The sequence below is a fragment of the Acidilobus sp. genome, from assembly GCF_049973875.1.
In the GTDB taxonomy this organism is placed as follows: domain Archaea; phylum Thermoproteota; class Thermoprotei_A; order Sulfolobales; family Acidilobaceae; genus Acidilobus.
This window is the reverse complement of record NZ_JBMFJI010000003.1, coordinates 14,781-29,688: the sequence shown is the minus strand read 5'-3', so window position 1 is coordinate 29,688 and position 14,908 is coordinate 14,781. Positions and strand designations below refer to the sequence as shown.

Sequence of the window (14,908 nt, the reverse complement as noted above, 5' to 3'; positions counted from 1 at the left end):
CTTGAAAATGAGGTGGCTTCTAAGGAGATGTTCTGTGTGTGGCAGATACACGCTAAGCACTGACAGGTGCCCCTACTGCGGGGGCGCCTTAAGGGTGCCCCACCCGCCGAGGTTCTCCCCTGACGACAAGTATGTGAAATACAGGTACATGCTAAGAACTATGAGTAATTAGGGGATAGCGTTATTATTAATAATATTTAGCAGGACGCGCTGCAGTAAGGAGCCGCTTATGCCAATACGCTTTCTACCTTGCCAAGTATCTTTGCCTTGCCTCCCGTGGGTCTGACTAGAAGGGTTCCGCACGTGAGGCAGCGTACTGGAAACGTGGCGTGGCTGAATACCACCTGCTTATGGCCGCAGTTAGGGCAGACTACTAACAAGAACCTGCTCCTGGGCTCGGGAACTAGTATCTTTCTCCTTGGGACCCCTGCAATCATAGACATGAAGGGCTCACCTCATGACCTCGGCGAGCTCTATCTTCTTGAGCCTTATGCCAAGTATGTGCCTCTTATAGCCGCATTTTGTACATGTAATGAGCAGCACGACCTTCTTAGTAGTCTTTGCGAACCTCTTCTGCTCGGGCTTCCTCTTGCTGCCGTAGCCCTCGTTCTTCCTTAGATACCTTCTCTGGCCCTCCGAAAGGGTCCTTCTCTTGCCGGCCTTGTAAATGGCTACCGTGTGCTCCGTGTGCGTCTTGCAACGTGGGCAATAGGTTCTTATGGTCTTTGGGAACTTCACGCGCAGCACCTAGGCCTACAGCTGCTTAAAGTGGCTTTTAACCGTTTCGTGACGTTCAAAGGTCAAGTGAGAGGACTTCAGGGGTAAATAATGGCGCCGGGGGAGGGATTCGAACCCTCGACCGCCCGGTTAACAGCCGGGCGCTCTACCAGCTGAGCTACCCCGGCCCACAGGAGAGCAGTTAAGGTGACTTGTTTTAAACTCTTAGCCTCTAAAGTTCATGAAGTGGACTGATACTAGTAAGCCTGCAGTCCCAGCAGGCGTGAGCTAGGTTCGGCCCTTGCCGTGACTGACGGCTACCTTTAGTGGCCATTAGTAGCTCGGCCTCGTCGCCCTTGCCCCCTCCCCGCGCCGTCTACGGGACTAACTCCCATCAAGGACGCGGGGTTCACCGGGCGCCTTCCTCCGCCTTGCGACTGCTCATGGGCCTTACAGTGGCGCCCTCCAGATTACCGTTAGATGACAGGGAATTCTATAAACCTTGTCAGGGCTTTGACGGACGCACGGCGTCCGGCTTATCTAATGGCATTAAAGGGTTAAAACAATTTAAAATAACAAGCAGTTACGTAAATTATGTTACGGCGTGCGCGTCCTCACAGGAAACAGCTTTTGCTTAAGTTTTTGGCAAAGGCTGGGGACCGTTCCCCTTTTAAGTGTTTTACTACATTAATTATGTGGTGTGGCGTAATGAAGCTAAAATTCAGAAACGCTAGGACGTGGGTCTACATAGTAGGTTCTATCAAGAACATAATAGATGAGGGCGTTTTCCTCGCAACTTCAGAGGGGCTCTCGCTGAGGGCCCTGGACTCAAGCAGGGTAGTTATGGTAGACCTCTTCTATCCCAAGGAGGCCTTTGATGAGTATTCGGTGTCCGGTGATGAGATGTTCGGAGTTTCATTTGATGTGTTTAATAAGGTCCTGGCCAGGGGTCAGAGGGATGAGAGCCTTGAGCTCGAGGCTTCCGGCGACTCGCTTGTCGTTGCCTTCGAGGGTCATGGAAGGAGGGAGTTCAAGATACCTCAGATATCATTAAGCGTGGAGAAGCTGCCAGAGCCCCGCATCTCGTTCTCAGTCACTGCAAAGCTGATGAATGCGGCCTTCGTTGACGTTATAAATGCTGTCGAGGAGGTGGCAGATGCAATAACTATAGCCGCTACCTCTGATGATAAGCTCCACTTCATAGGGGCAGGCGATGTTGAGAAGGTTGAGATCGAACTCAGCAAAGAGGACCAGAACCTGGTAGACATAAGGGTTGACTCGCCGGATAAGGCCACCTACAGCGTTGAATACTTTGATGATATGATTAAGGCCGCCAGGGGTGCTGATCAGGTGACTATTCAGTACGCCCAAGATGCTCCAGCCAGGGTCCAATTTGACTACGAGGGTGGTGGAAGGCTTGTCTTCTACGTATCACCAAGGATCGAGTGAGGGCGCCCAACAAGAGGTGATCATAAGAAAGTGGTCAGAGACCGACTCTCTGAAGAGCCTCTTTGCAATATACTATAGAATGGACCCGCCCTTCATACTTCCTCGCGATATGGCAAAGAGGGAGTTCGCCTTACAGCCATTTGACATCGAAAGCTACATCAGGCACTTGGCATTTAAGGACGAGACGTCGCTGAGGAAGTACATAAAGTCAAGGACTCCAAGGCACCTCTATCATTCAGTAGGGATATATGAGTTGCCGAGCGCGCCTAACATGGAAGAAAAAGGCTGGCAGGGCTCGGAGCTTCTGTTCGATATTGACTTAGATCATCCGGGGGCCTGTGAAGGACAAATAGTAGACGATGAGTGCCTTGTGAAGGGTTTTGACAGCGCCCGCCTAGTGAGCAGGATAGTGCGGGATTTACTAGGAGGCAAGCCCCTTATCTACTTTACTGGCCACAGGGGCTTTCACATTAGGGGCATCTGCGAGCAGTGCATGCAGCTTGGCAGGGACGAGAGGAGGGAGATAGCTAAGCTAGTGAGGGCCGAAGGATTAGATGTGAGCATCTTATTCCCTAACAAGAGGGGCGTGAGGCCCGCGCCGGCCACGCCAGAGGACCCAGGCTGGAGGGGTCTCGCGGCGAGCCTCGGGGTCGACCTGAGGGTCTCAGGAACGCACGTAGGTGTTGACATAGATTCAATGGTTACGGAAGACCCCTCAAGGCTTACGAGGATCCCAGGCTCGCTAAATGCTAAGGGAGGGTTGATAGTTACGCCACTCTGCGACTCCTTTACTCCAGGGCCTCAAATTTCGCCCTTCCGTGGAACCCTGGACGCGAAGGCAACTAAAGGCCTTGACCCGACGAGAATACTTGGGTTTGAGGTTTCGCTAACTGAGGGGGAGGAGCTTAGTTTGCCGGCCTCTGTGGCCCTTTACCTCTATCTGTCCGGCTATGTGAGTATTATAGGCGGTGAGGTACTTGTCAGAAGAGACCCTGGCTGGTGGCCCGTACAAGGCTGCGACTGGTCGCCATGAATCCCTGTCCGCCGATTCCATAAAGAGGACTCGAAGACTTTGGTCTCTTTACTGCTCCTCAGGAACGTCGTACTGTGAGAAGTTTAAGGAAATAATAGTGGAGTCTTCAAGGCTAATTGCAAGGGCGAGGCTGGAAGATCTAGGCATTGACTACAACGGCGCGGACTCAGGCGTAATAAGGTTCTTCAACAGGTTCTCAGAGCTTTACGGAAGTTACTTAGGTGGGGCAGTGGTAGCTAAAGGAGAGAAGGTTCTGGCGCTTATGAGGACCGACATAACTACTCCAGACGGTTTAACTCTCAGAAACGGCGACACAGTGTTCATCGACGTTGGCACTGCCTTGGGGCTGATATCGTTGGGCTTCGCGGAGCCCGCGCTTACGTGGTCCCTGAACCTTGACTCGTGGCTTAAGTCCCTAAGGGGTCAACTAAGTAAAGTTTTTAAATAGCCCTAACGATTTATAAGCTGGAGCTTAAAAAGGGTGGTAGGTTTTGTCCAAAGAGGACGATATCGCGCCTCCAGAGCCAGAGGAGGCTTCTGAGGTCGATGTTAAAGGGGTACCAGGCGAGAGAAAGCCTGTCGTCAATATAGAGAACATAGTGGCGACCGTAATATTGGAGAACACGCTCGATCTGAACTTAATCGAGGCCAGGATACCCGATGTGGATTATAACCCAGACCAGTTCCCAGGGCTCGTTTATAGGCTGCAGAGCCCAAAGATCACAGCGCTTGTTTTCAAGTCAGGGAAAATGGTGGTGACAGGAGCTAAGAGTGTCAAGCAGCTGGTGTGGGCGGTCAAGGCTATACTTAAGAAATTCATAACCAAGGGGATAGTAATCCAGGGCAGACCCCAGATTCAGATCCAAAACATAGTGGCCTCAGCTAACCTAAACGTGGTGGTAGACCTTGAGAAGGCGGCCTTCGTTCTACCCCACAGCATGTACGAGCCTGAGCAGTTCCCGGGACTGATATTTAGGATGGACAAGCCGAGGGTTGTCCTGCTGATATTTAGCAGCGGTAAAATGGTGATAACAGGCGCCAAGCGGGAGAACGAAGTCTATGAGGCTGTGAATAACATCTACAAGATACTTGATGAGAACAAGTGCATCAAATAATTCCTGCAAAGAGCTCCTTAAGCGTCGGCAGTTCCACTACGCCTATCTCCCTGTCAACTATTATTGGGACTGCCTCCTGCAGCTCCGCCAGCTCCTTTACAATAGGCGAAAGGTAGGTCTCAGGGCTTGGGGTTATGGCCGTCCCCGTCTGATAGAGGCTTATGGCTGGGAGCACCAGCAGCTCACCCCCACCTTTGAGGGGCGACTTGAGCAGGGCCTGAAGCTTAACCTTAGCGCCAGCCAGGCTTATTTCAAGGCTTGGATGTTCGTGGCCTATTATTACAGTGGAGCCACTTTTAACTGCATCGACAAGCTTATGGCCATGAGTCACAACAATGCCGTCGCCCAGATCCATATAGTCTTCAACAACCTCGACCCCGAAGTCCTTAAGTAGCGGGGCTATAAATGTATCATGGTTACCTCTCACGAGCACTATTTCTTTAATGTCAGCCTCCAGCGCGTGCCTAATAAGCTCCGTGACTTCGAGTCTCTCACCCTTTGTTAGCTTTTCAAATACATGCTTAAGGTCACCGTCTATTAAGAGCCTCTTAGCGCCCGCTCTAACACCTTCATCTATAATGCTCTCGGCCTTCTTCAGCTGGAGCCTTGGAAGGAAGACGCCCTGAGCGGCCATGGAGTCCTCATAGCCAAGGTGCACGTCACTTACAATGAGAGTCATGCTGCTTTGATGTAACAGCGCCGGGGATCTTCCAAGCAGCTTTAGCTTTGAGCCAAGGGCGCCCTTTGACGTGAGATTGCACCTCTCTGTTCGCTCTTTATTAGGCTGTGAGTGTTAGGACTTTTAACGTGAGTCTTTAGCAACTGCATCATTGGCCGCTGCGATAAACCCAAAGGTGAACTGCTTGAGCGAGACCATTCTGAGCGTGGTGGTGCCGACATACAACGAGAGGGAAAACGTGGCTCCACTGGTTAAGAGGCTGAATGAAGCTTTGGCGAAAATAGATCATTATGAGATCATATTTGTTGACGACAATAGCCCCGACAGCACTGCCGAGGCAATTATGGAGGTTAGTAAGGTGGATCCAAGGGTTAAGCTGATCCTCAGGAAGAATAGGAGGGGGTTAGCTACCGCTATAATTGACGGCATAAGGGCCTCGAAGGGAAGATATGTAGTAGTTATGGACGCTGACTTGCAGCACCCGCCAGAGGTTATACCATTGATGCTGAAGGCTGCTGAGGAGAATGGCGCGGACGTAGTCGTGGCTAGCAGATACACAAAGGGCGGGGGAACAGAGGGCTGGAGCCCTATAAGGAGGCTAATAAGCTGGGGGGCCACCGTTATAGCTAGGCTGCTTGTGCCTGAGTCCAGGAGGACCACTGATCCCATGTCTGGCTTCTTTATGATAAGAAGGGGTACCATCTCAATAGAGGGGGCAAACCCCACTGGTTACAAGGCTTTACTTGAGATACTTTACAGGAACCCGCAGGCCAAAGTTGTCGACGTGCCCTACATATTCTCGCGCAGGCTCAGCGGCAAGAGCAAGCTTGGCGCAAAGGCCATTTTAGATTACTTATGGCACGTGATAAGAATTTCAAGGCCTGTCAAGTTCGCCGTCGTAGGCGCCATAGGAACAGGAGTTAACGAAGGGGTGGCGGCGGCGCTGCTCCTCGTCACTAACTACACGCTTTCCTACGTTGGAGGCATAGAGGTAAGCATACTAAGCAACTTCATACTTAATGACCTCTGGACCTTCAGGGACAGGAGGCCAGGTCGCTGGTACTCAAGGCTCGTCAGGTACCACTTAATGGTAGCTCCCGCGGGGCTTACGATATTCTTTGTCGCGGAGCTTGTAACTAGGCTAACGCATGTGAACCCCCTGCTAGGGCTCTTTGTTGGTATTCTTGCAGGTTTCGTGGTGAACTATACTCTCTCTTCAAGGAAAGTGTGGAAACGCTATTGAGGGCTCACCGCTGTAAATAGAGCTTAGCGCCTCCAGGCCATCCCTACAACATTATGTCATTAACATTATGTCATAATGTAACCCACAGTTCGCGCGTCAGAGCCGCTAAGTTTTGGCAACCGAGCTTTTCGAGTTGGGCTTTGAAGAGGCAGGCCATCACGAGGCCTTTAAATGACATTCCTGTTGACCAGCTTTGATATCATGGAAGTTTTGTTAGGGGCTTTAGGGCAATAATTTAGGCTCATGCTTTTAAGTTGCAGTTTCAGCCCCCTTACGGGATTCATGTTGGATAACCAAGCAGGCGGGGCCAGCAAGTCGCTAAAGGTAGTGTCACTGGTTCAGGCTATGTTATTGGCTATTCAGTTTATGATTGGCATGTGGATTAACCTATTCGCACCCATGAATGTTACTCCACCTCACGGCTACTTCATGATGGGGTACATGATGTACTACTTCTCACTTATACCATTGCTTGCGCCTCACATGGCAGTGGGGGTTATCATAGGTCTTCTGTTCATAGTAATTCTTGCGCTGTCACTGCTGTCCAGGAACGTAGTGAAGGCCACGCTATCGGTTATAGGCGGAATCATGACGTTGATGGCAGGCCTTGCAGGCATGGCTTTTGTCGCTGGGGGTTATCAAATAACGCGCTCTCTATGATAATGAGCATTGGTGTTTCGCAGGCGACATCGTTGTGATTATTTTACTCGTCTATCTCTAAATAAAGATTAGGCAGTGGAGCCGCCGGCGGGACTTGAACCCGCGACCACCGGCTTACAAGGCCGGCGCTGACGGCCCGCGCAGGGTCTACCGGCTGAGCTACGGCGGCACTCATGAGCCTTGTCTGTGCATCCTCCATTTAAAAGCCTGCGCTCAAGATCTCTTAAGCTCTCAGGGTTCGCTCTTATCAGGAGAACGGGTGCATGCTTTACGCGTACCTATCTGGCAAACACCCAAGGCTTCCAGAGGAGGAGCTGAAGGCCCTGGTAGAGCTAAGCGGTTCAGAGTACAAGCCGCTGTTAAGGCTTGACCAGCTGGTGCTCTTTAACGCCGACGTTGTAAACATATCGGCATATGCCAAGAGGGCAGCTTACGTGAAGGAGGTCGGGGAAGTGCTAGCCTATGGAGGAAGGTGCGAGGTTGAAGAGCTGCTGGCTAAGGCCCTGAGGTCGCTGGAGCTCAGGGGGCTCAGGTCCTTTAAGCTTGAGTTAACCTCGATTAAGGTGGAGCCCTGCTGCAGTCCTGCAGAACTCCTGAGAGGCCTTACCAAGCTCTCAATAAGGCCAAGCCTAAGCTCAGAGAACACCGTAAGGGTACTAATAAGTGAGGGCATCGCCATAGTCGGCCTTGCCGTCGGTAGGAGGGACCTTGGCAACGTTAAGCTCAGGTCACCCCCAAACAGGCCGTTCTGGAGGTCAGGGGAGCTCGACATAAGGCTCTCCAGGGCTATGGTTAACCTCTCAAGGCTACCTTATGGGGGCACTTTTCTGGACGCTTTCTGCGGAACTGGAACCCTTGCGCTAGAGGCGATGCTTGCCGGAGGCAGCAAGGCGCTGTGCGTTGATATAGATGGTTCCATGGCTTACGGCTCTAAGATCAACTTCTCGTGGGCTGGGCTGGACTCCCTGTCACTTATTGCCAACGCGGGGCGTCTTCCCCTAAAGGAGGGCAGCGTCGATTCTATAGCCAGCGATCCCCCCTACGGCAGGTCGACCAGGGTTGTTGGGGAGAGCTATGGGGACCTGGTCGAGGGGTTCCTCCGGGAGTCAGCCCGGGTGCTGAAGTCTGGCAGCTACGTTGCCTACGCAGGGCCCGTCGATCTGGCCCCCTATAAGTATGCCGTTGAGCAGGGCTTTGACCTAATAGCCAGAATAGATCAATACGTGCACTCCGGGCTCACCAGGCAAATAGTTGTGGCTAAAAAGGCCACGTAGCTCCCAGCGCGCGGGCAAGGCGCTGTGGCGAGACAGGTAGAGATCATAACCCTTGGCACGGGCGCGGCATTGCCGAGCCTTGAAAGGTTTACCGCGGCCTACGCGGTGAGGGACTGGGCTGGCAACGTCATACTCATGGACTCCGGGGAGGGGGCCCAGCAGAGGCTTAGGCAGGCGGGAATATCCCCTACCAAGGTGGACTTCATACTGCTGACCCATGGACATGGGGATCACATAAACGGCCTTCCGGGCTTGTTGGGTACGATGCAGTTGAGCGGAAGGAAGAGCAAGCTCACAATAATAGCGCCCAAGTACTTGGCAGGACCGATAAGGGAGCTTATAAATGCTAACAAGTTTGAGGATCAGTTCCCCGTTGATGTAATAGACGTTGCTGGGGACGAGGGCTCGCTTACCCTCTCGTCGTGGGGCAGGGACAGGCTGGTGTTGAGCTGGTTCAGGGCGTGTCACTCCATAGAGGCCTACGGGTACTCACTTACATGGGAGTTAGGCCCAAGGATAGCTGGGCCTGTCGAGCCCTCAGAGGCGCGCAAGCTGCTTGAGGAGGGAGGTTCAGGGCTTACCTCCCCTAGGTCATTTAAGCTATCGTATACAGGGGACACCTCGCCCTGCGACAGCGTAGTTAAGGGCGCCTCAGGGGCCAACGTGCTCATACACGAGTCCACCTTTGATTCATCAATGAAGGATGAGGCATCAAAATATGGTCACAGCACGAGCGTCGGGGCCGCGGAGGACGCCGTAAAGGCCAACGTTGGGAAGCTCATATTGTCTCACATAAGCACCAGGTATGAGGGCTACGAGGCCTTGCAGCTGGAGCAGGAAGCAAGGTCCGTGTTCCCAAACTCCGTGCTAGCATGGGACCTAGCAAGGTTTGTGGCCAACGTCTAAGGGTCTGGCATGCTCCTCTCCCAGAGCGGCCTTCCCCTTGAGGTCTGAGGGGCCAGCCAGTCTATGACGTCCCTTATACTTGGGTGCCTTATTGTTATCTTTATGGGGCCCAGCGGCGACTCCTCGCTCCAAGTTAGGAGGCTCACCTTCCCCTCGTAGGCCGCCTGCTTGTGGAAGAGCATCGTGACAGCGTCTCCTTTGAGCTCCTTTAACATGTAGCTCCTTGCCGCCTCAAGGATCTCCTGTGCTCTAAGGAGCCTGTGAAGCTTCTGAAGCGAGGCCAGGGAGCTCGCGTACGCCCTAATAATCTCATAGTCGCCGGCCTGGACCTTCTCAACCCTCTCAGGGTCAAAGAGGTTGGTAAGGGCCTTCATGACCTTTTCCTCGCTCTCCGTGGGCCTAAGCTCAACCTCTGCAACGATCTCTCCAGAGCCCATCCCTTATCACCTTGGCAAGCCTGCTGGCCTGCCCCGCAAGCTCTTGGACGTCGGACTCATTTATTATCATGTAGTCGGCCATCGCTATCACGTCGCCTATGCCATACTCCAGGTTTTTGGAGTCCCTGAACTTAAGCTCGTCCAGCGTTGAGGCGCCCTCCCTGGCCCTCCTCAGCTCCCTCTCAAACCTTATGGCTGGAGCGGCGTGGACGGCCACGACGCAGAGGTCGCCTGCCGCCCTGAGGTAAGTTATCTCTTCTGGGCTTCTGACGCCATCTACAACAACGTACTCGTACTGTCCCTGGAGCTCCTTTAACGTCTCCGCAACCTTTAAGCCCACGGCGCCTCTGCCGTAAATCTTCCTGAGCTCGGTGGCCACGCTCTCTATGTTAGTCACGGTGAGGGGCAGGCCTCTTTTCTTAACCTCCTCCCTTACTACGTCACCCATAACTATAAGTTTGGCGTTGAGCTCCCTTGAGAGCACCCTGGCAAAGCAGCTCTTCCCACTTCCCGGCATGCCAGTTACCGCTACTATTAGCACCTTTAGCCCTCAGGCACTGTGCTGTTCATAGCTTATAACCTATCTTCCTCAGGAACTCCCTTCTCTCCTTCACGTCCTCTTCGCTCTCAACCCCGAGTGGCTTAAATCCATCGCTGACTCCCAGCAGGGCCCTGCTTTCGCCCAGGTCAGCGACCACAACCTTGACGGGGTTTGCGGTGGCCACGTCTATGGAAACGACCTCCTGCACCTGCTTTACGGCGTTGAGTACGTTTATGGGGTAAGCGTTCCTTATGTATATTACGAAGACGTGGCCCGCCCCTATCTTAAGGCAGGCATCGGTGGCTGTCTTAACTAGCTCCTCGTCGTTGCCCTCCCTTCTAACTAGCCTTTTGCCGGAGGCCTCGCAGAAGGCGAGGCCAAACTTTATGCCAGGCGAGGAGGTGACCAGGGCCTCATAGAGGTCCTCAGTGGTCTTAATGAAGTGGCTTCTGCCTATGATTACATTGGTGCCCTCAGGTATAGGGATGTCTATAACCTCAAGCTCCACACTGTTCACCGTTACTTTAATGCCTTGGGTCCCTAATAATTGTTTACTGCGGGCCCTCATGGCAAAACCTGTGCAAGCCCCGCCCTTCAGGGCGGTGAGGGGGCCAGGTGCTTGGCTAGCCCTCAGAAGCTAGGCTGTGCAGCCTGCCAACGAAATTGAGCCTTTCGAGCTCAGGTAGCAGGTAAGGTGGTACGCAGGAGGCCCATGTGTTGGATCCCTGAAGTATCAGCTCCCTGATCCTAGTTCCGCTGCACTCGCTCCTGTTGAACATGGGCTGCTCTATGGCGGCCAGCCCCACATCCCTGAAGAGCTGTAAGACTAGCGGGTTGCCTGAGACCACGCCGTCAAACTCCCCGAGCAGCATCCTAAGGTACTGGACCCAGACCTTGTTCATCTCTATATCCATAACTGGTATTATCAAAACCCTCTTGCAGTAGTCGTCGCCAATCTCGTGAGTCAACACGGTCCTAAGGAGCTGAAGCCTCTCACCCGCCGTTAACGGGTTCTTTAGTGAGAAGCTGTCCTGGGCGCTGCCGATTATAACAATCAGCTCGTCAGCAAGTTCAAGGGCGTACTTTATCGCGCTTACGTGCCCTAAGTGAGGGGGCTGAAACCTGCCTGGAAACACCAGCCTCTTAAACTGCTTCAAGCTTAATTCCCCACCAGAATCAAGTACTCTGGGTTTTTAGCCTAGGGGGCGAGGATTGCCTAAGCAGAGCGAGCGGTGGGACAGAAGTGATGAAGTAATATTCAGCGACAGGTCAACGCCCGAGGCCAGGAGGCTGGCTCAGAAGTACGGGTACCTGCCATACATAGTCGAGAGGTACCTGGAGCTGTTAGGGGGCGAGGCCGAGGACCTCCTGGAGGCCAATGAAGTCCCCATGCCTGAGACCCTCAGATGTAACGACTTTAAGATAAGCTGCGGGGAGCTCGAGTCAAGGCTAGGGGAGGCTGGCTTTGAGCTCGAGAGGGTGCCGTTCCTTCCGCACGGCTACCACGCGATAAGCTCTCCCATAAGCCCTGGGGCGACTCACGAGTATTTGAAGGGATATTATTACCTTCAGGACCCGGGCTCCATGCTTATAGTTTACGTTATGAACCCAAGGCCCTCTGCTACAATACTTGACATGGCTGCCGCCCCTGGGGGTAAGTCGACGCAGATATTGCAGCTCACCAGGGACTCCTCCCTGCTAATAGCCGTGGAGCCCAAGAGGGAGAGGATTAAGGCGCTCAGGTCGAACTTACAGAGGATGGGCTTTAGCAACTACATACTGATAAGGTCGGACGCCAGGTTCCTAAGCCTGGACACTAAGCCGGAGCAGGTGCTCCTCGACGCCCCGTCAAGCGGGGAAGGCATTATAAGGAAGGACAAGGACAGAAAGACGAAGACCTCCCTTTCAGACCTAAGGAGAATACATGAGCTTCAGGTGGAGCTCCTCAACAGGGCGTTGTCCCTAGTGAGCCCCGGCGGAACTGTGACCTATGCCGCCTGCTCGACGGCAGTCGAGGAGGGCGAATACACCGTGCATAAGGTCCTCGCGGACAAGGATTACGTGACCACCGAGAGGCCCTTCGGGTTTCCCTTAAGTAAGCCATTCGAGGAGTACAGGGGCGTAATATTTGATGATAGGGTGAAGGGCTGCGGCAGGCTGTTCCCTCATAAACAAGGCACGGAGGGGTTCTTCATATGCAAGCTAAGGCGCCTAGACTGATGAGGCTCACTGATGACATGCTTAAAAAGCTAAAGGAGTTCGCCGAAGCTTTAGGTCTCCCCATGTCTGCCATAGCGACAAGGCCTTACTACCTTGAGGTTCCTGATGGCAATTACTATGATATATTTGACGTCACGGGCCGCGTTGAAGAGGTAGTGAGCAGGCTGCCCTCCCTGTACTCCGTAGGCTTATACCTAGGCTACATTGACAGGGAGGGCTTTCACCCCGGACTCCCCCTGGCTCAGAGGCTTGCCAACAAGTGCTTTGCTTCCATGGACTGCACGGTACTCGACGAATATGGAACCAAGGTATTCCTTTATGGTAAGGAGGTCACAGAGGAGTACATAGTTAAGTTTAAGGAAGGGATCTCTGTAGTCCTCGACACATCCCTGGAGCCACTGGGGTGGGGGTCTGGATCCTACATTAGGCTTAAATCCAGGCGCGTAGCCAGGGTTGAGCCAGTGAAGGACCTGGGCTGGTACCTAAGGAGGGGAGGGTAATTGACATTTAAGGACGGGGACTTCGTGCTAATAAACTATGTGATAAGTGTTAAGGATGGCGACAGAGAGATAGTGGAGGACACTAATAAGGAAGATGTCGCTAAGAGCGCAGGCATCTATGACTCTAACAGGCGATACGAGCCTTATCTAGTAGTCATAGGCAGAAGCCAAGTGATAAAGGCCATAGATGAACAGCTCAGGGACATGGATGTAGGCCAAAGGAAGGAGTTCACCGCGACGCCAGACAAGGCCTATGGCCCCTACCGCAGCGACCTAATTATAAGGCTTCCCATAAAGCAGCTCAACAGGTACGGCATTCCGCCAGTGGTTGGGCGCCGCGTGGAGGTTGGAGGTAGGATAGGGGTCATAAGAAGCGTCACGGAAAGGTTCGCTTACATAGACTTTAACCATCCGCTTGCAGGCAGGGACCTGAAGGTAGAACTTGAAGTTGTTGGGAAGCTTGAGACCCTCGACGATAAGGTGAAGTACCTGGTCACAAGGTATATGCCCCTTGACAGGAACTCAATAGGCGTCTCGCAGCAGGGGGAGGGCTCCATAGAGCTTCAGCTGCCCCAAGAGGTGCTCGGACTGTCAGACCTCGAATCAAGGCTTCAGCTGCTGCTTGGGGACCTCTCGTCATTGCTTGGCATAAAGGGCGTCAAACTCGTTGTGAACGTCGCTTTGAGCCAGCAGGGCGCGCAGGCCTCAGGGCAGCAGGCTTCGCAGCAACAGCAGGAGGCCCAGGCTACCCCACAATCTTGATTGATGCGCCGTAATTTCTTGGGGGCGATATGATTACCTCCCCGCTCAGGCCAACGTTGTTCATGATCTCCTTCATAAGCATGACGTCGCCCTGGGCCTCGTACTCATTTTCAACGATCGTGTACATAGCTGGCCCCCAGCTTGACTGAGCCAGTATGACCCTGCTCCTCCAGGCCTCGGCCGCTAGGTCATTAAGCTTCCCCCTGTACTCGCCACCTTGCACGGACGCGAAGAGTATCCCAGTGCCCCTTTGGACGAACCTAAGGCCCTCAAGGGCGTCATCTAAATCACCTCTGGCTATGCCGGCGGCTAGCCTGAGGGCCCCGCTCATCATAAACGCTATGTTGGACTCGCTGTTGCTCCACTGCCTCTTCTCCATAATGCTCTCCTCCTCTTCATCGGTCAGCCCCCTCTCGATCTTCGGTATAACTATTACAAACCTCCACTCGCTCGGCATCTTCAATGTGACGAGGGGCGTGGGCCTTCCGGGCAGCCCAGCGTCCATTACAAACCCGCCGTACTTAAAGGCTAGCGTGCCAGCGCCGCTGTGCTTCGCCCTCCCCAGCTTTAAGGCGGCCTCCTCGACAGCCTCAGGCTGTTCTCCTTTAAGCGATTTGAAGGCCATGTAAAGGGACAGAAGCGCCTGGGTCCCTGTCCCGAAGCCCCTGTGGACAGGAGGACTCTCGTGAACCTCAACGTTGAAGCCCTGCACGCCCGCTACCTTGGCAGCCCTTCTGACGTATTCGAGCAGCTCCTGAGGCCCCCTGTACTGCTCTTTGTCTGAGAGCTCCACGGTGGCCCTGAACTTAGGGTTATCAATGTAGAAGCCTATGGAGCCCCACCTGACGTTCCAGTCACCTGCAGCATAATAGAAGCCTCCGTGAAGCCTAGAGCCCGTCTCCACCTCTGCACGCAAGCCTCAGCCCCATGCTCAGGGGGGACTGGAGGTTAAGAGCACCGGAGCTTTAACCGTCTGTTAATGCTAGGCAGCTCTAATAATTACCTGAGAATATTCTATTATGTTGACAAAAGAAAGGGCCTGGGGGAGCTAACCCCTCTTTAAGCCAGTGGTTATAAGCTTTTATGCGGTGATGTGCGTGAAGCTGGTAACTGTAAAGATGCCTGAGCTCTACGTAAAGGCTATAGATGAGCTGGTCAAGGAGGAGAAGTTTACAAACAGGAGCGAGGTGATAAGGGTGGCCGTAAGGGAACTTCTTAAAAGGGAGCTGTGGGGGGAAAGCCTGTTAAGCGAAAGCGAGCTGTCAACGTCTGCGGAGGTAGCAGAAGTCTAATGCTGTAGATAAATGCGGCGCGACATTTCTTCTAAGTTGAGAGCGCTCCGCGATGGTCCACTAGTAAAGGCCTTTATTGT

General features: G+C 53.3%; 21 protein-coding genes and 2 tRNA genes. 13 read left to right on the top strand and 10 right to left on the bottom strand.

Annotation, left to right across the window (positions count from 1 at the left end):
- The first annotated feature begins 7 nt into the window (after positions 1 to 7).
- On the top strand, positions 8 to 172 hold the full coding sequence (locus ACP5H1_RS01955) for an RNA-protein complex protein Nop10 (RefSeq protein ID WP_427971096.1): 165 nt from the start codon (positions 8 to 10) through the stop codon (positions 170 to 172).
- A 55-nt stretch (positions 173 to 227) separates the two neighbouring features.
- Here the strand turns inward: ACP5H1_RS01955 and ACP5H1_RS01950 are convergent, their stop codons facing one another.
- From ACP5H1_RS01950 to ACP5H1_RS01940, 3 genes are all read right to left on the bottom strand, one after another.
- Complete coding sequence (locus ACP5H1_RS01950; RefSeq protein ID WP_083773988.1) at positions 228 to 443, bottom strand: 30S ribosomal protein S27e; 216 nt, start codon at positions 441 to 443, stop codon at positions 228 to 230.
- 7 nt (positions 444 to 450) lie between these two features.
- Positions 451 to 738: a 50S ribosomal protein L44e gene (locus ACP5H1_RS01945; RefSeq protein ID WP_427971093.1), complete on the bottom strand. Its 288-nt coding sequence runs from the start codon at positions 736 to 738 to the stop codon at positions 451 to 453.
- 91 nt (positions 739 to 829) lie between these two features.
- A tRNA-Asn gene (locus ACP5H1_RS01940) sits at positions 830 to 905 on the bottom strand.
- Positions 906 to 1,425: 520 nt separating this feature from the next.
- On the opposite strand from ACP5H1_RS01940, the gene pcn reads away from it, so the two are divergent.
- The 4 genes from pcn to ACP5H1_RS01920 all read left to right on the top strand — a co-directional run bounded on the left by pcn (position 1,426) and on the right by ACP5H1_RS01920 (position 4,314).
- Positions 1,426 to 2,166 (top strand): proliferating cell nuclear antigen (pcna), encoded by a 741-nt coding sequence (gene pcn / locus ACP5H1_RS01935; protein WP_427971091.1) that lies wholly within the window; start codon positions 1,426 to 1,428, stop codon positions 2,164 to 2,166.
- Positions 2,167 to 2,182: 16 nt separating this feature from the next.
- On the top strand, positions 2,183 to 3,199 hold the full coding sequence (gene priS, locus ACP5H1_RS01930; RefSeq protein ID WP_427971089.1) for a DNA primase small subunit PriS: 1,017 nt from the start codon (positions 2,183 to 2,185) through the stop codon (positions 3,197 to 3,199).
- Positions 3,200 to 3,296: 97 nt separating this feature from the next.
- Positions 3,297 to 3,647, top strand: coding sequence for a hypothetical protein (locus ACP5H1_RS01925; protein WP_427971087.1), 351 nt, complete (start codon positions 3,297 to 3,299; stop codon positions 3,645 to 3,647).
- A gap of 43 nt (positions 3,648 to 3,690) precedes the next feature.
- Positions 3,691 to 4,314 carry a TATA-box-binding protein gene (locus ACP5H1_RS01920; protein WP_427971085.1) on the top strand — a complete coding sequence of 208 codons (624 nt, stop codon included), beginning with the start codon at positions 3,691 to 3,693 and terminating at the stop codon, positions 4,312 to 4,314.
- Here the strand turns inward: ACP5H1_RS01920 and ACP5H1_RS01915 are convergent.
- Positions 4,307 to 4,993, bottom strand: coding sequence for a metallophosphoesterase (locus tag ACP5H1_RS01915; protein ID WP_427971083.1), 687 nt, complete (start codon positions 4,991 to 4,993; stop codon positions 4,307 to 4,309). The two genes, ACP5H1_RS01920 and ACP5H1_RS01915, sit on opposite strands and share 8 nt — an antisense overlap.
- A gap of 175 nt (positions 4,994 to 5,168) precedes the next feature.
- On the opposite strand from ACP5H1_RS01915, the gene ACP5H1_RS01910 reads away from it, so the two are divergent.
- Complete coding sequence (locus tag ACP5H1_RS01910; RefSeq protein WP_427971081.1) at positions 5,169 to 6,236, top strand: glycosyltransferase; 1,068 nt, start codon at positions 5,169 to 5,171, stop codon at positions 6,234 to 6,236.
- Between the two features lie 375 nt (positions 6,237 to 6,611).
- Positions 6,612 to 6,896, top strand: coding sequence for a hypothetical protein (locus ACP5H1_RS01905; RefSeq protein WP_427971080.1), 285 nt, complete (start codon positions 6,612 to 6,614; stop codon positions 6,894 to 6,896).
- Positions 6,897 to 6,972: 76 nt separating this feature from the next.
- Here the strand turns inward: ACP5H1_RS01905 and ACP5H1_RS01900 are convergent.
- Positions 6,973 to 7,065: transfer RNA gene (locus ACP5H1_RS01900), tRNA-Thr, on the bottom strand.
- A gap of 94 nt (positions 7,066 to 7,159) precedes the next feature.
- Here ACP5H1_RS01900 and ACP5H1_RS01895 point away from each other — a divergent pair.
- On the top strand, positions 7,160 to 8,170 hold the full coding sequence (locus ACP5H1_RS01895) for an RsmD family RNA methyltransferase (protein ID WP_427971078.1): 1,011 nt from the start codon (positions 7,160 to 7,162) through the stop codon (positions 8,168 to 8,170).
- Positions 8,171 to 8,194: 24 nt separating this feature from the next.
- Entirely contained in the window at positions 8,195 to 9,076 is an 882-nt protein-coding gene (locus tag ACP5H1_RS01890; protein WP_427971076.1) for a ribonuclease Z, read from the top strand.
- On the opposite strand, the gene ACP5H1_RS01885 is transcribed toward ACP5H1_RS01890, so the two are convergent.
- Genes ACP5H1_RS01885 through ACP5H1_RS01870 form a run of 4 tightly spaced genes read right to left on the bottom strand, consistent with a single transcriptional unit; the run spans position 9,073 to position 11,211 of the window.
- Positions 9,073 to 9,513: an RNA-binding domain-containing protein gene (locus tag ACP5H1_RS01885; protein ID WP_427971073.1), complete on the bottom strand. Its 441-nt coding sequence runs from the start codon at positions 9,511 to 9,513 to the stop codon at positions 9,073 to 9,075. The genes ACP5H1_RS01890 and ACP5H1_RS01885 overlap by 4 nt on opposite strands.
- Positions 9,482 to 10,054 (bottom strand): AAA family ATPase, encoded by a 573-nt coding sequence (locus ACP5H1_RS01880; protein ID WP_427971071.1) that lies wholly within the window; start codon positions 10,052 to 10,054, stop codon positions 9,482 to 9,484. Before ACP5H1_RS01880 ends, ACP5H1_RS01885 begins: the two co-directional genes overlap by 32 nt.
- Positions 10,055 to 10,079: 25 nt before the next feature.
- Complete coding sequence (locus tag ACP5H1_RS01875) at positions 10,080 to 10,622, bottom strand: adenosine-specific kinase (RefSeq protein WP_427971069.1); 543 nt, start codon at positions 10,620 to 10,622, stop codon at positions 10,080 to 10,082.
- A 55-nt stretch (positions 10,623 to 10,677) separates the two neighbouring features.
- Entirely contained in the window at positions 10,678 to 11,211 is a 534-nt protein-coding gene (locus tag ACP5H1_RS01870; protein ID WP_427971067.1) for a nicotinamide-nucleotide adenylyltransferase, read from the bottom strand.
- Between the two features lie 55 nt (positions 11,212 to 11,266).
- Here ACP5H1_RS01870 and ACP5H1_RS01865 point away from each other — a divergent pair, with 55 nt between their 5' ends.
- The 3 genes from ACP5H1_RS01865 to ACP5H1_RS01855 are packed head-to-tail and all read left to right on the top strand — an operon-like array spanning position 11,267 to position 13,536.
- The gene (locus ACP5H1_RS01865; RefSeq protein ID WP_427971065.1) at positions 11,267 to 12,274 is read left to right on the top strand and encodes an RsmB/NOP family class I SAM-dependent RNA methyltransferase; all 1,008 of its coding nucleotides are present in this window, start codon (positions 11,267 to 11,269) and stop codon (positions 12,272 to 12,274) included.
- Complete coding sequence (locus ACP5H1_RS01860; protein ID WP_427971063.1) at positions 12,250 to 12,774, top strand: PUA domain-containing protein; 525 nt, start codon at positions 12,250 to 12,252, stop codon at positions 12,772 to 12,774. The genes ACP5H1_RS01865 and ACP5H1_RS01860 overlap by 25 nt, the downstream gene beginning before the upstream one ends.
- Positions 12,775 to 13,536, top strand: a complete 762-nt coding sequence (locus ACP5H1_RS01855; protein ID WP_427971062.1) for an FKBP-type peptidyl-prolyl cis-trans isomerase — start codon at positions 12,775 to 12,777, stop codon at positions 13,534 to 13,536.
- Here the strand turns inward: ACP5H1_RS01855 and ACP5H1_RS01850 are convergent.
- Entirely contained in the window at positions 13,520 to 14,452 is a 933-nt protein-coding gene (locus ACP5H1_RS01850) for a hypothetical protein (protein WP_427971060.1), read from the bottom strand. The genes ACP5H1_RS01855 and ACP5H1_RS01850 overlap by 17 nt on opposite strands.
- Positions 14,453 to 14,627: 175 nt before the next feature.
- On the opposite strand from ACP5H1_RS01850, the gene ACP5H1_RS01845 reads away from it, so the two are divergent.
- Positions 14,628 to 14,828, top strand: a complete 201-nt coding sequence (locus tag ACP5H1_RS01845) for a ribbon-helix-helix domain-containing protein (protein ID WP_427971301.1) — start codon at positions 14,628 to 14,630, stop codon at positions 14,826 to 14,828.
- Positions 14,829 to 14,908: the final 80 nt, after the last annotated feature.

What these genes read in the sequence shown, in the direction of transcription:
- ACP5H1_RS01955 (WP_427971096.1), top strand. Translation starts at nt 8, where the DNA reads ATGAGGTGGCTTCTAAGGAGATGTTCTGTGTGTGGCAGATACACGCTA.
- ACP5H1_RS01950 (WP_083773988.1), bottom strand. Translation starts at nt 443, where the DNA reads ATGTCTATGATTGCAGGGGTCCCAAGGAGAAAGATACTAGTTCCCGAG.
- pcn (WP_427971091.1), top strand. Translation starts at nt 1,426, where the DNA reads ATGAAGCTAAAATTCAGAAACGCTAGGACGTGGGTCTACATAGTAGGT.
- ACP5H1_RS01915 (WP_427971083.1), bottom strand. Translation starts at nt 4,993, where the DNA reads ATGACTCTCATTGTAAGTGACGTGCACCTTGGCTATGAGGACTCCATG.
- ACP5H1_RS01905 (WP_427971080.1), top strand. Translation starts at nt 6,612, where the DNA reads ATGTGGATTAACCTATTCGCACCCATGAATGTTACTCCACCTCACGGC.
- ACP5H1_RS01895 (WP_427971078.1), top strand. Translation starts at nt 7,160, where the DNA reads ATGCTTTACGCGTACCTATCTGGCAAACACCCAAGGCTTCCAGAGGAG.
- ACP5H1_RS01885 (WP_427971073.1), bottom strand. Translation starts at nt 9,513, where the DNA reads ATGGGCTCTGGAGAGATCGTTGCAGAGGTTGAGCTTAGGCCCACGGAG.
- ACP5H1_RS01875 (WP_427971069.1), bottom strand. Translation starts at nt 10,622, where the DNA reads ATGAGGGCCCGCAGTAAACAATTATTAGGGACCCAAGGCATTAAAGTA.
- ACP5H1_RS01860 (WP_427971063.1), top strand. Translation starts at nt 12,250, where the DNA reads ATGCAAGCTAAGGCGCCTAGACTGATGAGGCTCACTGATGACATGCTT.
- ACP5H1_RS01845 (WP_427971301.1), top strand. Translation starts at nt 14,628, where the DNA reads ATGTGCGTGAAGCTGGTAACTGTAAAGATGCCTGAGCTCTACGTAAAG.